The following is a 25699-nucleotide window of genomic DNA, read 5'->3' on the forward strand; positions in this document are numbered from 1 at the left end:
CTGGTTCTACTAAATTAATAGAAGATACTTTGGATTTGTTATTATTCTTATCCGTAACTTCTAAATTATAAACTCCAGATACCTCTTCTATAAACGTTGAAGTTGAAATTACCTTTCCTGTTGAATCTGTCCATTTATAACTATATGGTAAAACTCCTCCAGTTACTTTTGAGCGTAACTGGCCTGTTCCTCCATTACATAAAATAGATACTTCATCTACTTTTGCTTCTAATAATAGTGGTTCCTTGATTGTATGAGTGCTGGTTGATGTACAATTTCCTTTGTCTGATACAACCAACGTATATGTTTCGCCACTTATATTTAACAACTCATTTGTAGTGCTTCCTAATACTTTTCCTGTTGAATCTTTCCATTGGTAACTATAACCTGGTGTTCCTCCATTCACTGTTACCTTTATTGATCCATTTGATAATCCAAATCCAGTTACATCTTTCTCCTCTTCAGTTCTTATCGATAATCCGGTAGCTGGAGTTGTTACTTTTATTAATTTACTTATCTCACATAAATTCTTATCGCGAATCGTTACTGTGTAATCTCCTCCTGTTAATGAACTTATACTTGAACCTGTTGCTCCATGTTTCCAACTATATGTATAAGGTGCTGTTCCGCCTTTAGCTTCAACTGAAATACTTCCTGTTGCTCCTTTGTAACATAAAACATTTTGTACATCTACTTTAGAAAACTCAAGCTTCAAAGGTTGATTAACCACGTATTCCTTTTCAGTTTTTATTAAATTTTTATCAGTAACTTTTATTACATATGTTCCGCCAGTAATAGCATTTAAAGCATTCTTAGTTGATAAAACTGTAGCACTTCCTTTTTTATACCATTTATAGGTATAAGGAATTGTACCTCCCTGTATAGAAGCTGTTAAGTTTACATTAGAGTCTCCAAAACATAAAATATCATTTACCTGGGTTATTTTTGATACTTCTAATTTATTAGGCTGTGTTATCTTAAAAGTTTTAATCAGAGAACAATTATTAATATCTTTAATTGTTAATTCATACTCTCCAGCTTTTAAACTATTAATTGATTTATTACTACCAATTTTAGGTGTTTTCCCTTTTTCTCTCCATTCATAACTATAATTAGGTGTTCCTCCAGATACTTCAACTGAAGCTTTTCCATCATTAGTTTCAAAACCTTTTAAATTTTCTGAAGTAAAACTATCAATTGTAAGTTTTTTAACTGGTTGTTTTACTTCTATGTTTGTTAAAGTTATTTTACAACTATTTGCATCAGTTACTTCAACAGAATATACTCCTTTAGATAAATTTGATAGGCTTTTAGAAGTTGAAGAAAAACCAACATCCCCTTGTTTAGACCATTTATATGTGTAAGATGAAACTCCACCTGTTACATTTATAGTAATTTCACCATCAGTTCCTCCAAAACAACTAACATCTTTAGAAGAAGATAAATTAATTTTTAACTTTGTTGGCTCAGTTATATCCAATGTAGCAAATGCTCTTTGTCCTTTACTATCATTTACTTCAACTCTATAACTACCTCTTAGTTTATTTTTTAATTCTGTTAATTTAAAATCAGAATTTAATAAAGTTTTAGATCCTCCATTTACCAAATACCATTTATAAGTAAAATCTGAAGGAACAGAATTTAAAGGATATCCTCCTTTTACTTCAGCTAGTAAAGAAGCTGAACTTTCACCAAAACATAAAATATTTTTTGTTTGTTTTATCGTTACACTTATAGGCTTAGGTTCTTTAACTTCAAAATCTTTATTTTTTTTACATCCCTTGCTATCAGTAACCTCTATTTTATATACACCTGCATATAGACTGTTAATGTTTTTAGCTGTTTTTATAAACGCTGGAGTTCCATTTTTAATCCATTTATAAGTATAGCCTCCATTTCCTCCAGTAACATTAATAGCGATACTACCGGTTTTACCCCCCGGCACAGAACAATTTACTACTGATGTAGATGCTATATTTATATCTGATGGTTCATTTATAGTTACTGTTTTAGCTCCAACAATTACACACCCTTTTGAGTCTTTTAACCAAACAGTATAGTTTCCTTTCGTTAACCCTACTATAGTATTGTTTGATAAAGTACTTGTACTCTTATAACTTGCTTTATTATCTATTGAATATAAGTAATTCCCTGATCCTCCATCAGTAACTAACTTAATTTTACCATTATTGGCATTAAAACATGTTATATCTGTTTTTATTATACTTAAAGTAACTTTTGTCGGTTCTGTTAATTTAGTTGTAGCTGTTTTGTTAGTATGACTATCATTTACAGTTACAGAATAATTTCCTTGAATTGTATTCGTTAAAACATTTCTTGAATTTGACAGTAATACACCATTTCTTTTCCACTTATAAGTATAAGAACCAGAACCTCCTGTTACGGTAGCTTGTAAATTACCTTTACCTCCATTACAGGTAATTGCTTTAGTAACTTTTAATTGTAATTTTAATTCTGGTAATTCTTTTACTTCTATTTGTCTTGAATTAATAGTACAACCATTAGCGTCTTTAATTGTTGCTGTATAAAAACCAGCTTTTAAACCTGTTATAGTTTGACCTGCTTTTGTAAACGATGAATTTTTCTTTTTCCAAGTAACCAAATAAGGACTAGTACCACCACCTAATGTTAATGTAATTTTACCAACACTACCATTAAAAATTTTATTATCAACTACAGAAATATTTGTAACCGCTAAAAGAGCTGGTTGCGAAATTTTTCTAACGCTAGAAATTACTGAGGTACATGATGTAATATTTCTATCTCTTATTCTAAATCTATACCCAGAACTGGTATTAGCACCTAAACTAAAGGTATTACTATTTTGCCATACAGTGCTTGATCCTTTCCAAATAGCATATTGATAACTTCTAGATTTTCCTCCTGTAGCTGAAATCCTTACTGTTGATTTACCATTAAAACATTTAATAGGGCTAATATTTATATTAGAAATTTTAACTTGAGATTGTGCGTCTACTGTTATTCCTTTTTCAAGTTTTCCTTGTCTTGTATCTTTTATTAATACTACATAATTTCCAGAAGTAACATTAACGAAAGTACTGCTAGTAATGTTTGATAATGTTTTTATTGTACTTCCATTTTTCTTTATAATAACTGTATATTTCGGATATCCTCCTGAAATACTAGCTATATTAATTCTCCCTTGTCCTTGATAACAATCAGGAGTTACAGCAGATACAGAAAATACAATTGGTTTAGGATCTTTTATTTCTGGTAATGTATATTGTTGAGTACAGTTATTTTTATCCTTATAAATTATTTTATGTATTCCTGCTGGTAAACCTAATAGCATTCCTCCTGATGCTAAAATTATTCCTGATTTAATTTCTCCTCCAGATGAATTATAAATTTTATAACTATAACTAGTACCGTTTATTGAACTCCCACCAAATACCTTATTTATTCTAATTGATCCATTACTTACATTCGGTGCTCCAGTATTAGTTACCTCTCCAATAGTATGATTTATTTTTGATATTGCATTAATTCTTATATTTTTTACTAAATCAATACCTCGATTATCTTTAGCAAAACAACCTTTAGTGTCTTTAACTTTTAATTTATAATCACCTGGTGCTAAATTTTTAATTAAAGTTTGTCCAGAAAAAGTGCTAGAGCTTTCAACTCCATTAATAACATATTTTAAAGTCCCTGAACCTCCAGAGGCTATAATTTTTATTTCACCGTTTTTAGTATTATAACATGTTTCATGTTTCTCTAATAAAGCTTTACTAAAAACAATTGGTGCTGGAGTTAATATTTCAAAAAACTTATTATTTTCTTTCGGGAACTCTAATTCCTTACAAGTACCTAATAAATCAGCTGGATCAATACCTGTTCTATTTCCTGAAACTTTAATCCTATATTTACCTTCTTTAAGCTTATTCCCTCCATTATAAACCCAAGTATATTTATATAAATTATCATTTACTTTCGTAAAACTAGTTATACCTGTATTAACATTCCAAGTATTAAAGGTAGTTCCAGCATCTAATTTTCTTAATAAAGCGATGTCTATTGTTTCACCTGTTACGATTTGTCGTTTAAAGTATAATGTAAAACCATTAATTTCGTCATAACTACAATTTGGAGAATTAAAAGTAGGTTCTTTAGCTACTTCAGGTAATTCAGGTAAAAATTGTACACTTATTATATCAGATATATCTTTTTCTCCATTACATTCAGGATTAACCCGTATAGGAATTACAATATTATTTATCGCTTTTTTTTTATCTGCTTCATTTGTATATAAGTCAGATAATTGTAAATTAATAACTTCTTTACCATTCATTGATGGTATTGGTTTCCACTCTGCTACTTGTTCATATTTATTGGGGTAATTATTAGCTTTTTCTCTTACTATTCTAATTCTTTCAAACCAATAATTACAATTTCCGTCAATAGGTGCTGATGGTCTATTACCTACTGTTTCTTTCTTTTCTTTTTTACTCTTAGTAACAGTTCGCAATTCACCTGGTCCAGATCCACCTGATAAACATTCTTCAAATCGTTTATGTAAGTTTTCAATTTCATCTAACAATAATTGATACCCTAGAGTTGGTCTTGTTATCGGATTTACAGTATCTTTAAACTCCCATTTGTATACCTTTAATTTATCTTTAAATCCTTTGGTTGCAGCAATTTTAACCCCTCCTGTTTCACAAACGATTTTTGTTTTTTTTATTGATGATCCATCTTCATATTTTAAATTAACTATAGGATACACAAAATACTGTAACCAACTATATATAGTTCTTAAGTCTTTCCTCATAAAACTATGATTAGATTTACCATCTGTACATGGATAATCTACATTAAACTTAATTGGGTTTGTACGCTCACCTAAATTACATCCATCCCAACTATTTCTATCATTTACATATGAACTAAACTCTAGATAATTAACTTTCTCAGAAGCTTTAAAAGTTATGTAATCAGGATTCTTTTTATCTAAATTAGTATAATTAACAAATGTAGATGATGGTCCAAATTTATGTAAATCTTTTGTTCCTTTGTCAGATACCGCTCTCAAAATAAACCTATTACTACTTCCACAAGTTCTATGAGCCTTAGTATGTTCTATTCTAAATCGATAATCCAACCTATACATTGGGTCATCTTGAGAGAGAATTATATTACTCCAAAAAATAAAAATTATTAATAGTAAAATTCTTTTCATAGCTTAATAGTTTAATTCAATTTTTTTTAAGGGAGATTTGGCACCAGACATAAAAACGGCTTGTAATAAATAAGTATATTTCGTATTAATTATTAAGTTAGTATCCTTAAAAGTGTTTTTACTAGCATTAAAAACTCTATACATTGTTGGTTGTTTCCCTTTTTCAGCTTTATATAAAATAAATTCATTTAATTTTTTTTCTTTATAGTTCCAACTTAATTCTATAAACTTTTCCTCTCGATTTACATTACCAACAAATTTTTGTATTAATGGCTTTGAAGCGTTATTTGTTACCTTTACTTTAAGAGGTGTTATCGGTTTTGATTCTAAGCCTGAATCATCAAGAGTTAATAATGTGTATAAATATATTTTACCTTCTTTCCCTGTTTTATCAACATATTTATTAACTGGTATTGGAAATTCATCTAGTAATTGCCAAGATTCATTTACTCCCTTTTCTTTTCTGTATAACATTGTTGATATTGCATCTTTACTTGAACTTGTTATCCAAGTTAGTTCAACATTTCCTTTAATTACTTTAAACGAAGAAAACACTGGTTGTGTTGGGGGAATTATATCTGGCCTTTTTAATTTTAAAACTTCTGAATATTGTGATGGATTGTACCTTTTATCAAAAGCTTGAATTTTATAGTAAACATATTTGTTTAACGTTTTTATATTAATGCTATCTATAAAATTACTTTTATATATTGGCTCAAACGTACGTTGAATGAATTCATCATTTTTTAAATTCGCTCTAAATACTCTGTACCCTAAAAAATCTATTTCAGCATTTTGCTTCCAATTTAGCCTTACCACTCCTAAAGAATCTATAGTTCCTTGTATAAAACCTGGAACAGCAGGTGGTATACTATCATCAGTTTGAATCATTTTTGGAAAAGATTCTCTTTTAGAGCCATCAGTACCGACGGCTATAATTTTATAATAATTTACAGCTTGTAAATTGTCTATTATAATACTTCTATTATTCTTTGATATAGATTCATTTATTAATACGTAATTACCTTTGGCTTTATTCGCTCTTTTTATTTGAAAAGATTTTAATGTACTTAAGCCTTCAAAAGGAAACTCCCATTCTAATAAAGCACTTCCATTTGCTAAAAGTTTAGATTTAGTTATAAAAGGATTATGTAATAATGGTGAAACTCCTTTACCTTGAACAACATTTGAATATGGCCCTTGAATACCAAAAGGAGAAATTCCTTTTATTCGATATTTATAACCTTTATTATTTTGGAAGAGGCTATCTACATACATCATTCTATTAGAAGGCTTTATTTCTCTTTCTCCAAAATTTGCTACTGGGGTATTTGTTATAGGCTTAAAAGTTAATCCGTTATTATCTGACTTCTCAATTATGTAATTCGTGTAGTACTTTTTTAAAATAGAATAGTTCCAGCTTAACATTGCTGTTTTATCTTTAAAAACCCCAACAAACTCTAATGGTTTTGGTAAAGGCTTATAATCAATTAACCCAATATAAGCTCCTCCAGATTTAATTTGGTATTTTTTCTCTTTAGGCAGCGCTACTTTTACTGTATATAGGTAACGCTCATTTTCTTTCACAGTAATATCTACAAATCCTAATCCTGAAAATTTTGCAACTTCAAAATCTTGATCAGCTGCATATAAAGCAAAAACAAATCGTTGTTCAAATGCTTGTGCTTGATTCAAGATACTTAACACTCCATTTCCTCCTTCATTCATGTTTACTTCAAACTGATCACCATATAAAGCTTGAGCTGCAATAGCAGCATTAGTATTTTTTTTAGTAAATTCTTTCCACTGCATCATTGGTTTAGGCTTTAATGGAACAGTAGTTATTGTAATTGTTTCTGGTTGATTTACTACTTTCTTATCTCTAACAATAGTTTTTCTTTCTATTATAAAACCATATTTATTTGCATATTTCCATGCTGTAGGAGTAGTAACTCCCCAACGTAACATTATTGCTTTTTTTGTAGCAGTAGCCATTACTTTTACTGCCGGTTTGCTGTTACCGATTTCCTTTTGAGCAAAAGCAGATAAATTACTTATAACTGCTATTAATATTATCAATCTCTTCATCTTCTTTTACTTATTAATAGGGTTAATATATTTAACCACTCTATTCTTTCCTTTTTGCACTTGTCCTGGTAAAATGTATTGTAATGAAGTTTTATACTTACCTTTTCTCATATACGGAAAAGCTTCTAGAATAAGTTTATTATAACGAGGATTTGTTTCCCATGAAATATTTGAATTAAGAAGTTGAAATCTTAAATCTTCAAAATCATCTAAGTAATAATTTGTTAAGTTATATCTATAAGGGAAATATAAACTTGTTTCTCCGGTATATTCATTTTCTAAATATGTTAAATACCATGATAGAGGTTCAACTCCTTCTACTGGAGGTATTCCTACTTTATCAGTTTCTCTTGTTACAGAAATAACACCTTCTAAAGGATAGTTTTGGTATATTAAAGGGTAAATCTGTTTTTTATAATAAGAGTTATCCATCGATGCTCTAGCAACTATTAATGGAGAATTGGCTGTATATTGATTTCCAACTAATTCTGATAAATCAAAAGGTTCATTCGTATCTATAGAAGATAGTAAGCTGATTCCATAAGGATAAACCACATGTTCATATAAGTCTTTATTTTTATTAATTGCGCTCATTTTTTTATTGAACGTTTTATAAGCACTTGTTTTAAAATCATATGTTAATAATTCTCTTTCTCCATCTTTAGTTATATCTCCATTAGCTTTTCTAGATTTAACTTCAGCTGTGTTATCAGAATTACCGCCAATATTTTTCTGATTATATGACTCTTTAACATTACTATCTACTGAACCAGCTTTAGAAACTAACTTAATACTAGTTTTATATTTAGTTTGAGTAATAATTTCTTCCGGCAACTTGTATATTAATTGTTTCTTTCCTGAATTATATGTATAGTTTTCATTTAATGTAATACCAGTATCTGAGGTCATTATCATTTTTTTATCCCAATCTGGTACTGCATCAAATAAATAAGTTTGCCCTCTTTTAAGATTAACATACGCTGTTTTATATTCATCAATAAAAAAGTTGTTTTGTCCTAAAACAGGATACATATACTCAATATTATTTAATGGAATTGTTTTTGGAGCATCTCCAGTAGTAAATGTTGTTTCTTTTGTTTCAAGTGAAGGCTTCCCGTCAGATTTAATTACTTGCCAACTTCCATTTTTAAATTCTTCAAAGTGCAATTGAACATATGCTTTTAACTTTGAATGAGGTGGTAAAATTTCATGTGAATAAAAAGCAGCTGCATCATTATTGTTGCTCCATTTAACTTCTCCCTCTAATTTTTCCCCGTCTTTTGTTACAGAAAATTCATCTAATAATATTTTATATTTTCTATCACCTGTTTCATCAGGTAACTCAAATATTTTATTAATTTGTAAATTAAAAATTGCTTGTGGTGCAGCAAAAACATCCACATCTACACTTCCTTTTTTAGGCTTTAAATCACTTATTACTACAATTCCATCTAGTGGGCTTCCTCCAACAATTTCACATTGTTCACCTAATTCTATTTTAAACCTAAAACTACCTTTAATTAATCCTCCTAACAGATTGAACCTTCCTCCTAAATACCCTCTAAACCAAGCAGGATTAGGCAGTTTTGCTTGTAGTAAAACTGCTCCACCACCACTTATTATAGGTATTTTTGTTTTTGAACCAAACAATCTAAAAGTTAATCCTAACTCTCCTTGTAAATATGCATATGCTTGTCCGTTTGCATACCATCCATTCATTCCAATAGGTTCTGAAGATCCCTTACAATGAGCTTCCCCATAATCTTTTATCATTATATCAAAACCTACACCTGCATCAAAACGAGCATAGAATATTAAGAATGTTAAATCTCCAGTTGTTACACTTACACTAGCACCAAAAGCCAATCCTTTTCCAGATTCTAACATATTTAAATCACGCATGTAATCTAAATCTGCTATGTCTAATCCTAAAATATCAGCTACTATTAATGGAGGTGGTGGGCTTCCAGGTAAATTATCCCCAGTCATAAAATAGGCATCCATACTCACATTTAGAATTCCTAAATCTAACTTAATACCAATTCTATCTTTAGGTGTACCTATTAACAAATGCCATTCATCAGGTGACGCGTAAAAATCTAACCAACCAGCTCTACCATAATCACCTACACCTTTAATTAATCCTAAATTAATATATACTTCAGCTGTAGTTTGAAAAGTATCATTTACAAAATCAAACCCTATATATAAATTTGCAGCTATAGCCGCTGATGTTGGTGTTGCAGGCAAGTATGGATTTTCAATATCTTTAGCAACCTCTTTTAAATTTTCGGCTACTTTATCATAAAAATCATTAGGCATTGGAGCAACTAACTCTCCCATTCCTTTAAAATATATTTCTTGTAAACCACCTGATTTTCTAAATGCCATGCCAAACTCAACTGAAGCATGGAATAAATCTTCCGAGTTTTGAGTAATAATACCAATAGAAGCTTTCATTCCAAAAGCATTTTCTTCATAAGGCTCATAAATGATTCCTGAAGTTGACGCTCCTATTTCATTAAAAGCTGCATCTTGTCTTTTACTTACACCAGCCATTCGCATTTTATTATAAAAACCACCTCCAAACGTATTAATAGCGAACCCTGTAAATATTGGTACTCCTGAAGGTATTGTTACCTGTCCGTCAGCAAACCAATATCTAAATTTCTTAGTTCTTCCAAATAATGCTTTTACACTTACTTCAAAACCACCCAAACCTTTCTTAAATTTAGCTCCTACAGCACCGGCAAACCCTGTTCCATAAGTAGGATCTCCATCGAAAATAAAAATGGCTCCTTTTAATTGTGTCCCAGCCACATCCATTTTTATAAAAAGCTTTTCTAAAGTTACTCCATCAAACTTCCACTTATTACCAGTTTCATCTAACTTTCCTTTTATAGCTAACTGTGTTGACCCACCGTTTCCACCATCATTAGTAGAGGTTAAGTTTACTTCTAAATCAAAAAATAATTCAACGCGATTATCAGTAGGGGTTCTTAACCCTATTTTATTAATTGACACTGGAAACCCTGCCAGTCCTAACTTTCCTTTAGTTCCAAAATAAGAAACAGAAAACATGGGGGATTCTGATTGTAAAACCATATTTTCAAACTCTATTCCTTCAAAGTTTACTGTACTTTTTTCATTAGAAGTATTCTTTTTTGAAGGTTTATCATTTTTATTTGTGCCAGTTTTAATAGTAATATCACCATGAAGGCAAGCTTTAGGTTTAAACTTACCATTTTTCACCTTCATTTCTATATATGAATCTTTAGTTAAATGAACATCAGCAGCATTAAACACATCAAAATCTATATCTTTCTCTGTTCCAACAACTAATTTATATTCGTCTGGTTGAAAAACTGCATGATACTTTAAACTATCTAATTGAGATACAGGAAGTACTAATTTACCTCTAAACTCTCCTGCTTTTAAACTATTTGTTTCAATATCTAATAAAAAATAATCAAGAGAAAAATCCCAACCAGATGCATCTCCCTCTTTTAAACCAATTATATTTTCTCCTATAAACTTACCAGTAACTCCCTGTCCATCAATAATTAAATCTGTTGCACCAAAAGCTACCCTTTTATCGCTTTTTCCTTTAATTTTAAATTCTGGTGGAAGTATTACTTTTAATGATTTTACATAAACACCTCGCCATAGTGTTGGTGCATCATTATAATATTTATTTAGATAATATGAAGGCGTAGCTTCATCATTTCTCAAATCACTAAAATCAAAAACAGCAGTATTTAACTGAAATGTAGTCCCTTCTAGTCCTTTTACACCAAATTCAGGTAATGATATGTTTACCACCATATCGTTCCAGTCAGAGATTGTAGTTTTAAAATCTGCTTCAACATATCCTATTTTCTTTTTCCCGTTTTTATCAACCGGATGTAATAGTCCATTGGCAAACTTTATGTTCGCATCTATTCCCATTTCTTTAAATCCAGAACAATCAACAATTGCATAAGTTCCAGGCTCTTCAAAACTACCTCTCAATGTTAATAAAACTGCTCCATTGTTAAAATTAGTTGTAAATTGAGATATTAAATGAAGCTTAGCATCACCAATTATTCCTCCTTCATACGATAATTTAACATTAGAGGCTCCTAATATTAACATTTGATCTCCTTTGGTTGGACTGGTAGGTAACTCAACTTTTAAAAAGACTGTTAACTCTGCATAGGCTGGTTTAAAAACAGCTTTTGCTATTCCCATAGTATATTTAACATTACTAATACTAACAGGTTTTATTGCTACTGGTAATTGCCCTAAACCATCTTTAGTTAAAAACTCAATATAATTACCAAGTTCTTCAATTTTTTCAAACGTATTTGTTGCTTTATCTAACCATTCTTTGTTTTTAGCGGAATCTTGTGTAATAAAATTGTATCCACTTTTAGTAAAACGATCATTCTTAACAAAGGTTTCAGGTTTATCAAATTTTTCTAATGATGAAAAATTGCGAAGCATTTTTTTAGCTGAAAAGGTTGAAACCTTTTCATGTGTTTTTTTAGTTTTTATGCTATCTCTTTCATTTTTATCTTTTTCTATACTAAATGAAGTATTTGAAAAAAGATTAATACTTAGCAATACAATTATAAAAAAACTTAAGGGTAGTTTTTTATTCATATTTATTTAATCTTATTTTTTCTTTTTATAACTTTAAATTAATGTTTTTTCATTTACTTTATTCTATATATTCTTTTAACTTTTCTTTATTATTCTTTATTATTTTTAATAATTTGAAAATATCAATTAACCCTTCAGGATTATAAGCCTTATTTATAACAAATAATATTTTGTCAGGAATTTTTGATTTATCTTTATTTAATAATTCATAAAAAGAAGATTTCATTAAACTAAAAAGTTCAAATACGACTTTAGATACTTCTTTTGGTTCTTTTTTAATTAACCACTCTTCATTTTTAAAATAAAGCAAAGAAGTTTTAATACTTAAAACATTATCACGAGATTTTAATGAATATTTATAAATAGAATACTTTATATTATCAGTAAAAAAAACGTATCTAAATATGGGTATAATTTCAATTTCGTTATTAACTGTTATCAATTTATTAATATCTAATAAATTATTATCTAATTTTGCATCTGTATAAGTATTCTTAACATAATTGAACATTAATTGATTGGAAATTTCTTTTAAAAAACTAGCTTTTATGGGATCTCCTTTTAGCTTAGAATATTTTGCCTCTTGTGAATAGGTTTTAACACATACAAAAAAAACGATTATACTAAATATCTTCATTTTATTTAATTAATGGATCTAAAATTAATTTTAATTCTTTATCTGACATTTGTAGACTACTTGTTGAGTTTATAGCTTTTGAAAAGTCTAAAACTCCTGTTGAGTAAATATCTTTTACTTGCTCATCAAAGGCTTCAATTCCTATTTTTTTATTTCTAAAAATTGCATCCAATGCGTTTACAGATAAATAATAAAACATTAAATAAGCTTTTGATAAACTTTTACTAGGTTTAATTATAAACCATTTTTCATTCTCTTTTTTTAAAATACTACAACCAGGTTTTTTATTATTATTTTCATTTACATGATATTTTATTATTGAATATTCATTACCATTGATAGTAAAAGAAACTTTCATAAGTAATAAAAAATAGTTATCATTTTTATTATTAGCATTGTTTAATATAGCATACTTCTTAGGATTCTCTTTAATCAAATAATTATAGTTTTTTTTATCCCATTCATAATTTCTTGCAGATAATATAGATTTTAAAGTCTGTTCAGGATATTGATTTTTACATACTTCATACGATTGACAATCTCCATATAATCTATAACTGTTAGAATATTTTTTATAGTAAAAAACACCTCCTTTGAGGTTTATAGCAAAATTTGGATAACTTTTTAAATACCTTTCTTGTGAAAGAAGCAAGGTTATAGTTAACATAAAACAAAGTGTGAGTATTTTTTTTAACATTCTAATGCTTTTTTATGAATCTAAACTTATTAAAATATATTATAGGTATTATTATTACTATTATTAAACTTAAATAATCCCATTTATAATAGTAGTCCTGAACTTTTTTTCCATTTTTCTTTATAATTCTTACACTATTATTATGTAAATTTCTATAACTGACTGTATCATTCTTTTCTAAATAAAAACCATCTTTTTTATGATACTCACTAGAGTGATTTACTCCATCAAAATCTATTAATTTAACATCAACCATAGAATCATAACCTTCATAATCAGAATAAACTTTTGTGTTTTTAACTATCGCCTTGTTAAGTGTTTTATTATTAAAATGTAAAACATTCATAACCAATCTTTGAAGTGAAAAAAAGTAAAGAATAAAAAGTAAAGAATAAATAAATATTTTTTTAAAACTTATCATTTTATCAAATCTGCTAAATTAAATTCATAAATTTCAATAGAAGATTTAGTATTAACCTTAAAAAGATCATATCTAAAATCATTAGTCACAAAAACACTTGCATCTTTTGAAATATCAACATACCCATACATATCAGATGTGTAAAAAATTACTCCTACCGTACTTTTACTGTTTTTATATGGATACTCAAATGAAATACCGGTTTCAACATCTATTTTTCCATTAACACCAGCAACTGTTAATACAAATTTTGGCTTAACATAACCTCCACCACTTACTTTACTTCCTTTGTAATTTACGTTATCTGTTTCAATTTGTTTACTCCTCTTTATTTCTATTTTTCCTTTTAAACCTACACCAATCTCAAAATTGGCTCCTACAATTGTTACTTTTTTGGATGTAAAAGGTATAGGAACCGTAACATCTTTTCCACATTTTAATTTAAATAATTCAGCTCCTTTAGCTTCAAATTTAAATTTTTTAATTTCATTATAATACCTAGACACCTCATCCTCTGTATTATACTTTTCAAATGACACCTTAAATTCATTTCTACCAATAAGTCTATCTATATTTTCTAATATTGTTAATTCACAAGGAAACCCATATTTTTTTAATGGTTTAGTAACATAATTAATCTTATCAAAAGCTTTTAACAAAGGACCTAATTTATTTGCTACATCTATTCTTTCTCTACCTTCCTCAATCCATTTAATATTGTTTTTCTTTTTATTTTTATTTAAATAACCTCCTTCAACTTCGGTTTCAAAATCAACTTTACTTTCTCTAACTGGGATTCTTAAATTAACCTTACCAAATTCATGCTGTTTGACTCCATTCTTTCTATAATTCCAAACTATATCATTAGATTTAATTTCTTGAATCTTTAATTTAGGAAACGTCGTAATAGAATAATCAACGATTCTTGTTCTATCATTGGGATTAGTTATTCCTGTTGCCTTAACTAAATACAAAACCTCACCACTCTTAGCAACCCTTTTCTTATTATTAGCATCACTGGCATATAATTCTAATAATTCAAATTTTTTGCGAGGTACTTTTAACATAACTCTTATTTTTTTTGAATTTTCTTTAGGGAAATCTGATGCTTTTTTCCAATATTCAACTTGTAAAACAATACTTACGTTAATATCCTTTTTAACATTTATATTTTTACTATTTCCCTTACCTAGTGCTTTTGTAGCTGATATTGCCTCAAAATCTTTATGAAAGCTCCATTCAACCCTTGAACCTTCTTTCGTATTAACTAGTTCAAAATATTGATTAGGTAAATCATTTTTAAATGGTATTGTTATTTCATCTTTATGCTTGTAATTCTTTTCCTTATATCTTAAAAATACTTCTTCATTTTCACTTGTTTCAACATCTGTATCACCTTCAGGAGTATTTTCATCTATTCCAGGATCTTCATTACTATCAGGTGTTTCATCTGGTGTTTCTTCTCCATCTCCAGGAGTATCTGGAGGAGTATCTTCATCTTCAGTATCTTCATCTGAATTTGTATCATCAGTTCCTGAACTATCTTGATCGTTTGTTTCATTTTCTGAACTAGAATCATCAGGTAAATCAGTACTATTATCAGTCTCTGAAACATCATTAACAATCCCATCAGATCCAATATTTATATCCACAGTCATAGAAGCTCCTTCTCCGAAATTTGGATCATAAAAAGTTACTATTTCTCCTTCCGCTAACTGATTTGATGAATTTACTAGGATACCATTGTATGTAACACCAAATTTTGCAAAATTTAAATAAGGTACAACAACATATCCTTTACCAGATATAACTCCCTCCATTTGGCTGTCTATTTCAGTTAGTACCACTCTAAAATCACCTGCAGTAATTTCATTCCCTACATTTAATCCAGGGTGAGGTTCTCTATTACTAATAGCGATAGCATCTGGTACTATACCACAATTATAGTTTGCATTATCATTTTGCGTAAAATCTGTTCTTACTTTTTGAATTTTAGAATAGCCACTGTACTGAAATCTACATTTTCCTTTTACCTTATATTCATAAGTAGTACCTGGCTTTAAATCCCAAATTGTGGCCCAACCACTATTGGTTCTTTTAGTAAACCAATGAGCATCTTGCTTATCAGCTTCTCTATATGCTATAATAAACTCAGAATGTATTGTTGGATCTTGATTCCAAAATACATTTATTTTAGATGTTCCTTTAGCCTCTGCATTTACATCTTCAGGAATTTGACAGGGAGCTGTTCTTGAAAACCAAAAAACTTCACTATATCCTTGATTTTTAAAAAGCCCTATTTCTTCTAATCCTTGTAATGCTTTCGCTCTTACTCTCCATGCATACCTCTTTCCTGGTAATAATAACGGTTTATCTGGTCCGTATACTAAAGTAGTTGTTCTGGTAGTTGTTTCATAGATTGGAGCCTGTGATAAAAATGCTGTTCTAGGATCAATATGATTATCCCATACCTCAACTAATGCAAACTCATATTCAACATTACTAACATTTATATGTCTTGGCGTCCATTGAAAAACAATATTTTCAAAATCTTGAGGTTCAATATTTGCCTTATTGAAAGGCAGATTTAATATTGGAGGTTCGTTTTTAAAGATAAAAACAGTAGCGCATTTTTTACTTGACAATTTTGCTCCTGATAAATAATCATATACTTCAAAACAAAAATTATAACTTCCCTCTGGTATTGTTTGAGCATAAGTTGCTGTATTTATACCTTCTATATTCTCATATTTATAGTAAGGAGCTAACTCTTGATTTCTTAAAGTTAAAGGAACTCCACCTTCTAAATACAAGTTCTCAGCACCTAATACAAAATCTTTACTTCTAAATTGTATATTTCCTCCTTCAAAATAGGTTCGTAAACGAATTTGCCTATTACTAACAGTTATATCATTTAAAAATATTTGAACAGTTATAGGACTATTTAAACTTGTTTCATCTGCATAATTATAAAAATTCACTGGAGCAGGCGCACTAACTCTTGGTACTATAGTTACTGGATACTGTTGTGAATATAAATTAGCTACAAGTGAAAATAATGCAAAGATTAGGGGTAATATTCTTTTCATACAATAGGGTTAGTTAGTTTTTATAGATACTTTAGTTGAAGTTTATTTTTATCTATATTTTTTTCTGATTCATTTGCTAAAAACTCAATACTATTTTTTAACAAATATAATTTTATTTTTGATTTATCATCATCATTTTCAATCATTTCAAAAACTCTATTTCCAAATTTTTTATAAAATTGATTAAGATAGTTTTTGTCTTTTTTAACACTTTCTAGTGTTTTATAGTTCTTCAGCTTTGAAACAATCCATCTATGAGTTACTAATTTTTTTAATGATTTTTTTAATTTCTTATCAATCTCACTATATTCTTTTTGTAATAACTTAGAATATTCTTTTCTATCCTCTTTACTCTTATTATATAATGAATGTTTTATAGCTTCTTTTTTATCTTTTAAATATTCTAACTCCATTCTATAATCTAATCTATTAGCATCTTTTAATAAATCATTTAAAACACCATGCAAAGTAGAATAATAGATACTCAAGCTTTTTTCAGAGTCATATAGTTCTTTTAAAAATTGAATTGCTTTAATTTTATACACTTTTTTATGATCTTCTTTAGCAATTTCAATTCTATTATCATTAAATTTTCTCTTTCTCTTTAAAGGCAAATCTTTAAAAATTGAAGAGTTTAATAATAGTGCAATTTTTTGATCTACATCTTCTATTGATCCTTTATAGATTGAATCTCTGTATTTAAAATTAATAGCATCATTTTTAACTCTTTTTCGCTTTTTCTTTTTAACACGTACTCTCCTTTTCCTTTTTCTGAATTTTATATTCTTCGAATCAAAAACACCGAAATTATAAGTGTAACCAAAAGTTACTGTAAAATCTTTTTTTGAATTATTTAAAGAGCTTCTTAATTGAGCTAGCGTATTTAAGTTAAAATTATGTCGTTTTTTATAAATATAGCGTCCACTAATCCTGAAGTTAGTAATGTCGCCTTGTTTTTCTCCATTATTTATACTTTGATTATATCCTAATGAACTATTTACTTTCAGTTTTTTTTCTAAAAAACTTTTATTAGCCGATACTGTTGGCCCTATTATGACACTATTATTATCAGCTACCTTATTATAACTTCCATTTAAAGCTCCAGATATATTTAAATTAGACTCTGGGTACCCTATTGTATATACTACATTACCATTATAGAGTGTTGACTTATCCAGATTGCTAGCTTTACCATCAATCTCATTTACTGCATCTTGAAATGTTAATCCTACATTAATATTTTGTCTAGAACTTTCTGTATCTTTAAGGATATAGTTTACATTAAGATTTGCATTTTGTGATATTTGAGACACATTAGCTTTATCTAACTCTTGTTCAATTTGAGATACTCCGTTAATAAAATCGAATTGATTTTTTATATTAGTATAAGATTGAAAATTAGAATATGCTAATGTCATATTCATTTTTTTACTTGCATCAAAAGCTAAGTTAATAGAACTAACTAATCTTTTTAATTGAGTTGCTTTACTTCCATCTAAATCATCTTTTTGTAAACCTGCATTTACAGTAATAGCTAATTTATCTTTAAATATACGTTGGGATGCATTTACTGTTATGTTTTCTAAATCATTATTAAAAAAATAACCTCCTAGTGTTTGATAGTTTGGATCTATATATTCATAACCTACTCCTATACTTCCTTTTCCTATTTGATAAACAAAATTAAAATTAAATGCTTTATAATAACGGGTTGTTACATTAGAATTTAATAAAAAGGACATGAACCCATCGCTCTTTCCTCCTGCTCTTATATCTTCTGTTAAAGCAGAAAAAGCTATTTCTCCTTTTACTTTTAACCCTTTAATAACGTTTACTTCTCCATCAACACTAATTACAGTATTGTCCTTTGGTTGAATATTTTTCTCTACAGGTATTCTTTCTTTTAACGAACTTAAATCATCACTTGCTTTAAAAAATATTCCTCCAATAGAGAATTTATCAAATTTATAAGAAGCTTTAAATCCATATCCCATTCTTTTATAGTTAGCTTCTCCATTTAAATTTTCTCTACTATACTCTCTCTCTTTTAAAAGTCTTCCATACATTAAACTTACTTTAAAATTTCCTTTAGGTGACAAATCAAGTCCTAATCCAGTAAATTGATGCCCACTTAATGTATAAGGAGAAAAAGACATATTTACATCTCCAATATGAGCAGTGACCCATTTATAACTTGGATGTAAACTAAGCCTATTAAAAGAAAAAGGATTATTAGTTTGAAATTTACTGTTAGAATAAGAAAATGATAAAGGGATATTATAAACATCACTTATATTCAAATTAATATTTCCTGATAAAAAATAAGTAAAAGGTTCTCTATTAGAGTCTCCGCTATAAAAAACTGAGTTAACTCCAACACCACCTGTTAATTTAAAGATTGATGATTTACCTATTTTCTCTAAGTTTTGACTAAAAACGATAAAGGGAAATAGTACAAAAATGTACAACGTTTTTTTTAGTTCCAATTTCAGCAATTAATTGATACGCAAAGAAAACAATTTTTATTCTAAAAATAAACTAGTTAGTTAAAAAAAATTCACATTTCTTTAACAATAAATTTTTCATAAAAAAAGGCCCAAGTTTTACACTTGAGCCTTTTTAAATCAACTATTAAAAACTAACTAATCACTAACTGTTATGTTAAGTAATCAATTATAAGACGACCTGCTCTTTCAATAGTTACACTTTAATTTTACCTTTAACAGTATTTTATGATATCAACTTACTCAATAAACAAACGTTGCCCAATAAAAATAGTATTACTTTTTAAATTATTCATACTTTTAATTTCAGTTACAGACTTTCCGTATTGTTTTGCTATACTATATAATGTATCGCCAGAACCAACAATATGATTCATTTTCTCAACATTAACTACCGTTGATTTTTCATCAATAGATGAAACTTCTTTTTTTTGTTTTAAATCTTCATAGCCCACCACTATCTCATCACCTATTTCAATCTTATCAAAGTTTTCCAAACTATTTAATTGATATAACTTCCCTAAATTTAGGTTATACTTTCTTGCAATTGTACTTAATGTTTCTCCTTTTTGAACTATATGAGTTATTGTTGGGTCATATTCAACCTTTATCTTTTTTTGAGGTTTTGTAGCTGGGTTAATTGGTAAAACTTTTGATACATCGCCAGTTATTAAATTCATATAAGCTATTTTACCATTCAATGAAATTTTATCCCACCCTTTTGGCAATTTACTTTCTTGAGCGTACGTATAATTACTAATAAATAGTAGTAAATAAAATATTAAAAAAGTTTTCCTCATTATTCTTCTCTTTAACTCTCATCAAATATACTAATCTTTAAGCTATTACATTATAACAATAAAAACCCCACAAAGTATATATACCTATATGGGGTTAATAACAAAATTACGCTTTGCCTTTAATTTGTTTTAATAAATTTACCAATATGTTTTTTATTATTTCTCTTATAAGAATAAAAATATAAACCACTTTTTAAAGAGCTAACATTAAATACTTTTTTACTTGTATTTAAATTTGTTTTCTCTCTAAAAACTACAGCACCATTAATATCAAACACCTCAATTTCAGAATTTATATTAGCCTCTCTCATATTTAAATCAACAATTATTAAATTATTAATTACTGGGTTAGAGAATACTTTTACTTCTTCTTCACTTAAAACTTGCTTAGTTGTTAGTGATTTTCTAAGTTGTTGACCTAAAGAATCAAAATATGCCTTATGGCTTGTAGAAAAAGTAGAATTATTAGCTAAATCCCAATTTATAGACCAAGTCATTAACCCTCTAAATTCAGGATAAGTAGTACTAGTAGTATAAGTTCTATTTGGATACGATGTACCTTTAATTAAATAATCTAATGCTTGTTGAACTATAGCTTCTGATGTATATCCACTTCCTGCTGCTCTTGGTTCAGCTGGTAAACCTATTGCTACTTGATTTGATCTTAAACCTGGAAAATTTAACCCTGTTTGTGCTACCTTAAACCCAGTAATTAACATTTCTGCCATTGCTACATGAAAATCTGCTGTAGCTGGTTGATATATTTTACCATCTCTACCAAACATTGAACCTGTATTATAATGTTGTACATGGATATAATCCATTTGATCACGTAAAGCGTGTATTACAGGCAAGTATGCTCCAAAGATTCCTGAATAATTACCATATGCACCTTGTACATATGCCGTTTCTGGAGCCATACTTAATGTAAATTTACTTGCTCCTACATTATTTATTACCTCTTTAGTACCTTGAATAAGGTTTACTATTTTTGGTGTTGTAGGGTTTCTAAAATCCGTATCACCTGAATTTAAAGACAGAGAATTTCCTTCTAGATCAATATCTAAACCATCAAAGCCATATGTATTAATAATACTTGTCATTGATGTAACAAATTCATTTTTATCTGTTTCATTATTTAGCTCTACATGAGCATTAGCTCCTCCTATAGAAATTAATACTTTTTGACCTCTACCTTGTAAAATAGCCACGTCATTTTTAAATTCATTTATGTTTCCTCCATAAATACTAAATGGGGAAAATTTCATATCAGATTTACTACCTGTTTTTGGCTCTGCAAACGCTACACAAACAACATCCCAATTAGATGACACATCTCTTAATTTTGGAATTGTTGAGCCATTATCAAAGTTATGCCAATAACCAACTAATATTTTTCCTGATATTGGAGTTTGTGTTCCATCTGATATTACAACAGAAGAAGATGTTGTAGAATTACTCTCATTATCAGTAGCTTTTGCTGTTAATATATATTTACCTGCCTGTGCATTTACTAACGTATATGAATATGGGCTACTAGTATCTTCCCCTAATTTTGTTGTTCCATTAAAAAATTCAACTTTTGAAATACTTCCATCATCAGTTGCAGAAGCATTAATTGTAATTGAACCACCTACCGTATATACAGCTCCACTTACAGGAGATGTAATACTTACCTCTGGGCTACTTCCTGAACTACAACTTCCTACTTTAGCCCATGCATCTTGCCAATGAGCTCCTGTTCCTGGCGCATAAGCCCAAGCTGCTGATGATGAACACCATCCTGCTACATTACACTTAAATTTATCTCCTCCATTTTGCACCTCTTGATTTTGATTATATGAAGTTCCAGCTACATATTGTGTTACTCCATCACAACCAGTTCCTCCAGTATTATCTTTTTCAATCTTAACCTGTACTACTGTAGATGTAGTTGAAGCATTTTTATCATCAGTTGCTTTAGCTGTTAATGTATACGTTCCTTCTAAGGCGTTAGTTATGGTATAACTGTAAGGACTTGTTGTATCCTCTCCTAATTTTGTAGTTCCATTAAAAAACACGACTTTATTAACCGTTCCGTCACTATCAGAAGCACTTGCAGTAATTTCAACAGTCGCCCCTTCTTTAAAAGTTGCATTAGTTGATGGTGAAGTTATATTTACAGTTGGAGATACATTATCACCTCCACCAGTTCCAGTACAATCCTTTATCTTCTTCCATGGTTGACCATCACCTGTATGTGTATCTGGAGTTTGATTTTTTGTCCACCATTTCGCTTGATAGTTAACATTCTTATATTTAACATTTTCTCCTCCATTATATGTAATTGTAGCTGACCAATCAGCTATTCCACTACAATTATCTACTGTACCTCCATTTACTTTTACTGTTATTACAGATGAAGTAGCACTTAAATTTTTATCATCAGTTGCTTTTGCAGTTAGTGTATATGTTCCTACTAAGGCATTTGTTATATTATAGCTATAAGGACTTGTTACATCCTCTCCTAATTTTGTTGATCCATTAAAAAATTCGACTTTACTAATTGTTCCGTCACTATCAGTGGCATTTGCTTTTATTGTAACAGTATCTCCTTCTGCATAAGCTGCATTATTACTTGGTGAAGTTATACTTACTGAGGGTGAAGTATTTCCTCCTGTTCCACCATTAGCAAAAACTTCATTCATTTTATTAACAAGAGGCGACTTTACATTTGACCAGCGTTTCAATTTGGTTCCAAAAGATGTCGCTGAACCACTTATTTCAAGATCACCATAAACTGTCCAAACAATAGTACCTGCAAGTTCATTATCGTTTATAAATTGAGCCTTTATGCCTATAGATTCTTCATCATCATAACTTAAAAAGAAATTTCCTTTAACCAAATAAGGTACTTTAGCTTCATCATCCCACTTTCTTGTCCATCCACTATTAGGAGACAAAGCTTTTTGCTTTATAAAAAAATAATTAGGAGTACCATCATATACCTCTAACTTCCAATTAGTATAATCAGAAGCTGTTTGTATAGGTCCATCAGGTTGAATCGTTACTGCCTTTTTTACTGTTTTAGCATTTAAATCAGCAACTCCTTCAGTTACTACTCCTCTACCATAAAATGGAGCACCAAAACAAATTTTATTTTTTGGGACACCATTATCTACTAATTTTTGTAGAGTTGCTTGCCAATTAAAAAAAGAAACTTCTGCATTTGCATATGGATATACTGGTGCATTATGCCCAGCTTTGTTTGACCAACCACCATTCATATCATAGGTCATCATATTAAAGTAATCCATTGAATTAGATAATTTATTCCAATTAAAACCATCTAACTTCCTTGGGTCAGCTGACATGGCAGATGTAATTAATTTATCAGGGCCTATAGCTACTCTAATTTCTTCTACTAAGTTCTCAAAATTAGCAAAATCTGCTTGTGTACCTGTAAAGTTCATACCTGAGTATGGCCCAGGATATTCCCAATCTAAATCAATACCATCAAAACCAGTAGCAATAAGTTTTTTACAATCTTCAATAAATCTTGCTCTCTTTACTGGATCAGCAGCCATTTCTGGAAAATGCTTACACATACTCCATCCTCCAATAGAAGCCATAACTTTTACTCCTTTTTGGTGAGCTAGTTCAAGTAAACCAGGAGCACCACTTTCCTTGTGTAACGGTAAAGGTAATGGCCCACTTAATCCCCAAGTAGGATGCGTCCAAGTAGTTCCTTCCAATTCAACTTGGAACCCTTGAGCTTCTGCTCTTCTTTTTGCATCTGCGTTTATATGCTGTAAAGGATCTATTTCTCCAAATAATATATGCATATCCCAACTACTATAAATATCTTTCATAAAAATATCATTAGGTGCTTGTGTAGCTCCACTTTGATATATCTGCTTATTTCTATGATCACCACTATGTAATGAACCATCATTTGCAACTCCAAAAAATGAATAATTTAAGATCGTATATTTAGAGTAATCAATATTTAGATGCGTTAAAGCACCTTGTCCAGGAATTCCGGCTGTTGTTGTTTTCCATGCATCCCAATTTGTTATATAACCTATAACTTGTTTTTGATGATTTGACGTTGTTGCTGTTCCACCTGTGTTTACTTGTGAAAACAAGAATGTAGTCATTAGAAGAAAAACTATTGATAGTTTTTCTCGAACGAATGAGAAGGGTTTCATAAAGTTTTTAGTTTTTAAATTAATTTCTTTTTTAAGCTATAGCTTATTGATAGCATCAAAAAAAAAAATCGACAAACAACTCGAAAACAACACTCTATTACACTTTTTTATTCACGAATACTTTTATATATTCTAATTTTTATTGTAGTTTTTTTCTAATATTCACCTCTTTAATTTATTAACAATAAACTAAGTAAAATTATCATTAAATTTTGATTATCAATTCTTTATATGTAGTTTTAGAAAAACTAACTAAATTTAAAAAAATGACAAATTCAAACAAACCTAATATTCTTTTTTGGATTATTGGTATTATAGCTCTCTTATGGAACGCTATGGGTGTTAATGCGTATATTCAACAAGCCTATAAAACAGATGCTTTTAAAGCCATGTATGAAGAGGAACATTTAGAAATGATACTAAACACTCCTTCATGGGTAATGGCAGCTTTTGCATTAGCTGTTTTTGGAGGTTTATTAGGTTGTATTTTACTCTTATTAAGAAAAAAACTAGCCTTAATTGTATTTTTAATTTCATTAATAGCTATAATTATTCAAATGACTTATAATGTATTTTTAAGTAAAGCTCTTGAAGTTTACGGACCTGGTGTAGTAATAATGCCCATTATGGTAATCGTAGTTGCAGTATTCTTATATTTTTATACTAAAAAAAGTATTGATCGAGGCTGGATATCTTAAATAAAAAATAACTTATAATAAAAAAACAGTAATTAAATTACTGTTTTTTTATTGATAAAAGATGCCATTATAGATTAAATACTAAACAACTATTTACCAAATAAATCATTTTTTATTTTTGGAAGCTCCAACTCATATTTAACCACAACTGTTCTAATTATAATAATCACTGTTGCTGATATAATAAAGTGAATATCTTCATTTATATTAAAGTAACCAAGTATTAAATACACTACACCACCAGCTAAGCAAGCAGATGCATATATTTCCTTTTTAAAAATTAAAGGTACCTTTCTTGTTAAAACATCTCTAATTACACCTCCAAAAACTGCTGAAACCATTCCCATTACTAAAGCTATAAATGGGTGTAAATTATATGATAATCCTTTTTGTAAGCCCAATAAAGTAAAAACGCTTATACCAATTGTATCAAACAAAAACATAGTTTTTCGCAAGGGTGCTATTCTACTTCTAAATAAAAAAGTTATAGCAACAGCTGTTAAAATTGTCCATATATAATTTATATCTCCAATCCAGTTTATAGGGTGCGCATTTATTAGTACATCACGTACCATACCTCCTCCAACTGCAGTTACAAAAGCAATAATAATAACTCCAAAAACATCAAAATCTTTCTTTAATGCAACCAGAGCTCCACTTATAGCAAAAGCAAACGTACCAATGATATCTATTGCATAAATTATATTCAT

General features: G+C 29.0%; 12 protein-coding genes. 1 reads left to right on the forward strand and 11 read right to left on the reverse strand.

Annotated elements, in window-relative coordinates; all coding sequences use genetic code 11:
- The 10 genes from DS884_RS04050 to DS884_RS04095 form a co-directional block, all read right to left on the reverse strand.
- Positions 1-5221, reverse strand: a 5221-nt coding sequence (locus DS884_RS04050) for a SprB repeat-containing protein (protein WP_147239370.1), incomplete at its 3' end; no start/stop codon positions are given.
- A 3-nt stretch (positions 5222-5224) separates the two neighbouring features.
- Complete coding sequence (locus tag DS884_RS04055) at positions 5225-7309, reverse strand: hypothetical protein (RefSeq protein ID WP_113785881.1); 2085 nt, start codon at positions 7307-7309, stop codon at positions 5225-5227.
- Positions 7310-7315: 6 nt separating this feature from the next.
- Positions 7316-11953 (reverse strand): hypothetical protein, encoded by a 4638-nt coding sequence (locus DS884_RS04060; protein WP_113785882.1) that lies wholly within the window; start codon positions 11951-11953, stop codon positions 7316-7318.
- Positions 11954-12011: 58 nt separating this feature from the next.
- Positions 12012-12590, reverse strand: coding sequence for a hypothetical protein (locus DS884_RS04065; protein ID WP_113785883.1), 579 nt, complete (start codon positions 12588-12590; stop codon positions 12012-12014).
- 1 nt (position 12591) lies between these two features.
- Positions 12592-13257 (reverse strand): hypothetical protein, encoded by a 666-nt coding sequence (locus tag DS884_RS04070; protein WP_113785884.1) that lies wholly within the window; start codon positions 13255-13257, stop codon positions 12592-12594.
- Positions 13258-13288: 31 nt separating this feature from the next.
- Positions 13289-13633 carry a hypothetical protein gene (locus DS884_RS04075; RefSeq protein ID WP_147239371.1) on the reverse strand — a complete coding sequence of 115 codons (345 nt, stop codon included), beginning with the start codon at positions 13631-13633 and terminating at the stop codon, positions 13289-13291.
- A 71-nt stretch (positions 13634-13704) separates the two neighbouring features.
- Complete coding sequence (locus DS884_RS04080) at positions 13705-16797, reverse strand: fibronectin type III domain-containing protein (RefSeq protein ID WP_113785886.1); 3093 nt, start codon at positions 16795-16797, stop codon at positions 13705-13707.
- A gap of 20 nt (positions 16798-16817) precedes the next feature.
- On the reverse strand, positions 16818-19265 hold the full coding sequence (locus DS884_RS04085) for a hypothetical protein (RefSeq protein WP_147239372.1): 2448 nt from the start codon (positions 19263-19265) through the stop codon (positions 16818-16820).
- 275 nt (positions 19266-19540) lie between these two features.
- Positions 19541-20101 carry a LysM peptidoglycan-binding domain-containing protein gene (locus DS884_RS04090; protein ID WP_113785888.1) on the reverse strand — a complete coding sequence of 187 codons (561 nt, stop codon included), beginning with the start codon at positions 20099-20101 and terminating at the stop codon, positions 19541-19543.
- 119 nt (positions 20102-20220) lie between these two features.
- Positions 20221-24291, reverse strand: coding sequence for a glycosyl hydrolase family 18 protein (locus DS884_RS04095; protein WP_113785889.1), 4071 nt, complete (start codon positions 24289-24291; stop codon positions 20221-20223).
- A gap of 266 nt (positions 24292-24557) precedes the next feature.
- Between DS884_RS04095 and DS884_RS04100 the strand changes: the two genes are divergently transcribed.
- Positions 24558-24989: a hypothetical protein gene (locus DS884_RS04100; RefSeq protein ID WP_113785940.1), complete on the forward strand. Its 432-nt coding sequence runs from the start codon at positions 24558-24560 to the stop codon at positions 24987-24989.
- Positions 24990-25078: 89 nt separating this feature from the next.
- Here the strand turns inward: DS884_RS04100 and DS884_RS04105 are convergent, their stop codons facing one another.
- Positions 25079-25699 (reverse strand): trimeric intracellular cation channel family protein, encoded by a 621-nt coding sequence (locus tag DS884_RS04105; RefSeq protein ID WP_093871409.1) that lies wholly within the window; start codon positions 25697-25699, stop codon positions 25079-25081.

The sequence above is a fragment of the Tenacibaculum sp. E3R01 genome (assembly GCF_003318185.1).
Taxonomy (GTDB): Bacteria; Bacteroidota; Bacteroidia; order Flavobacteriales; family Flavobacteriaceae; genus Polaribacter; species Polaribacter halocynthiae.

What these genes read in the sequence shown, in the direction of transcription:
- DS884_RS04105 (WP_093871409.1), bottom strand. Translation starts at nt 25,699, where the DNA reads ATGAATATAATTTATGCAATAGATATCATTGGTACGTTTGCTTTTGCT.
- DS884_RS04070 (WP_113785884.1), bottom strand. Translation starts at nt 13,257, where the DNA reads ATGTTAACTATAACCTTGCTTCTTTCACAAGAAAGGTATTTAAAAAGT.
- DS884_RS04055 (WP_113785881.1), bottom strand. Translation starts at nt 7,309, where the DNA reads ATGAAGAGATTGATAATATTAATAGCAGTTATAAGTAATTTATCTGCT.
- DS884_RS04060 (WP_113785882.1), bottom strand. Translation starts at nt 11,953, where the DNA reads ATGAATAAAAAACTACCCTTAAGTTTTTTTATAATTGTATTGCTAAGT.
- DS884_RS04100 (WP_113785940.1), top strand. Translation starts at nt 24,558, where the DNA reads ATGACAAATTCAAACAAACCTAATATTCTTTTTTGGATTATTGGTATT.
- DS884_RS04065 (WP_113785883.1), bottom strand. Translation starts at nt 12,590, where the DNA reads ATGAAGATATTTAGTATAATCGTTTTTTTTGTATGTGTTAAAACCTAT.
- DS884_RS04090 (WP_113785888.1), bottom strand. Translation starts at nt 20,101, where the DNA reads ATGAGGAAAACTTTTTTAATATTTTATTTACTACTATTTATTAGTAAT.
- DS884_RS04095 (WP_113785889.1), bottom strand. Translation starts at nt 24,291, where the DNA reads ATGAAACCCTTCTCATTCGTTCGAGAAAAACTATCAATAGTTTTTCTT.
- DS884_RS04075 (WP_147239371.1), bottom strand. Translation starts at nt 13,633, where the DNA reads ATGAATGTTTTACATTTTAATAATAAAACACTTAACAAGGCGATAGTT.
- DS884_RS04080 (WP_113785886.1), bottom strand. Translation starts at nt 16,797, where the DNA reads ATGAAAAGAATATTACCCCTAATCTTTGCATTATTTTCACTTGTAGCT.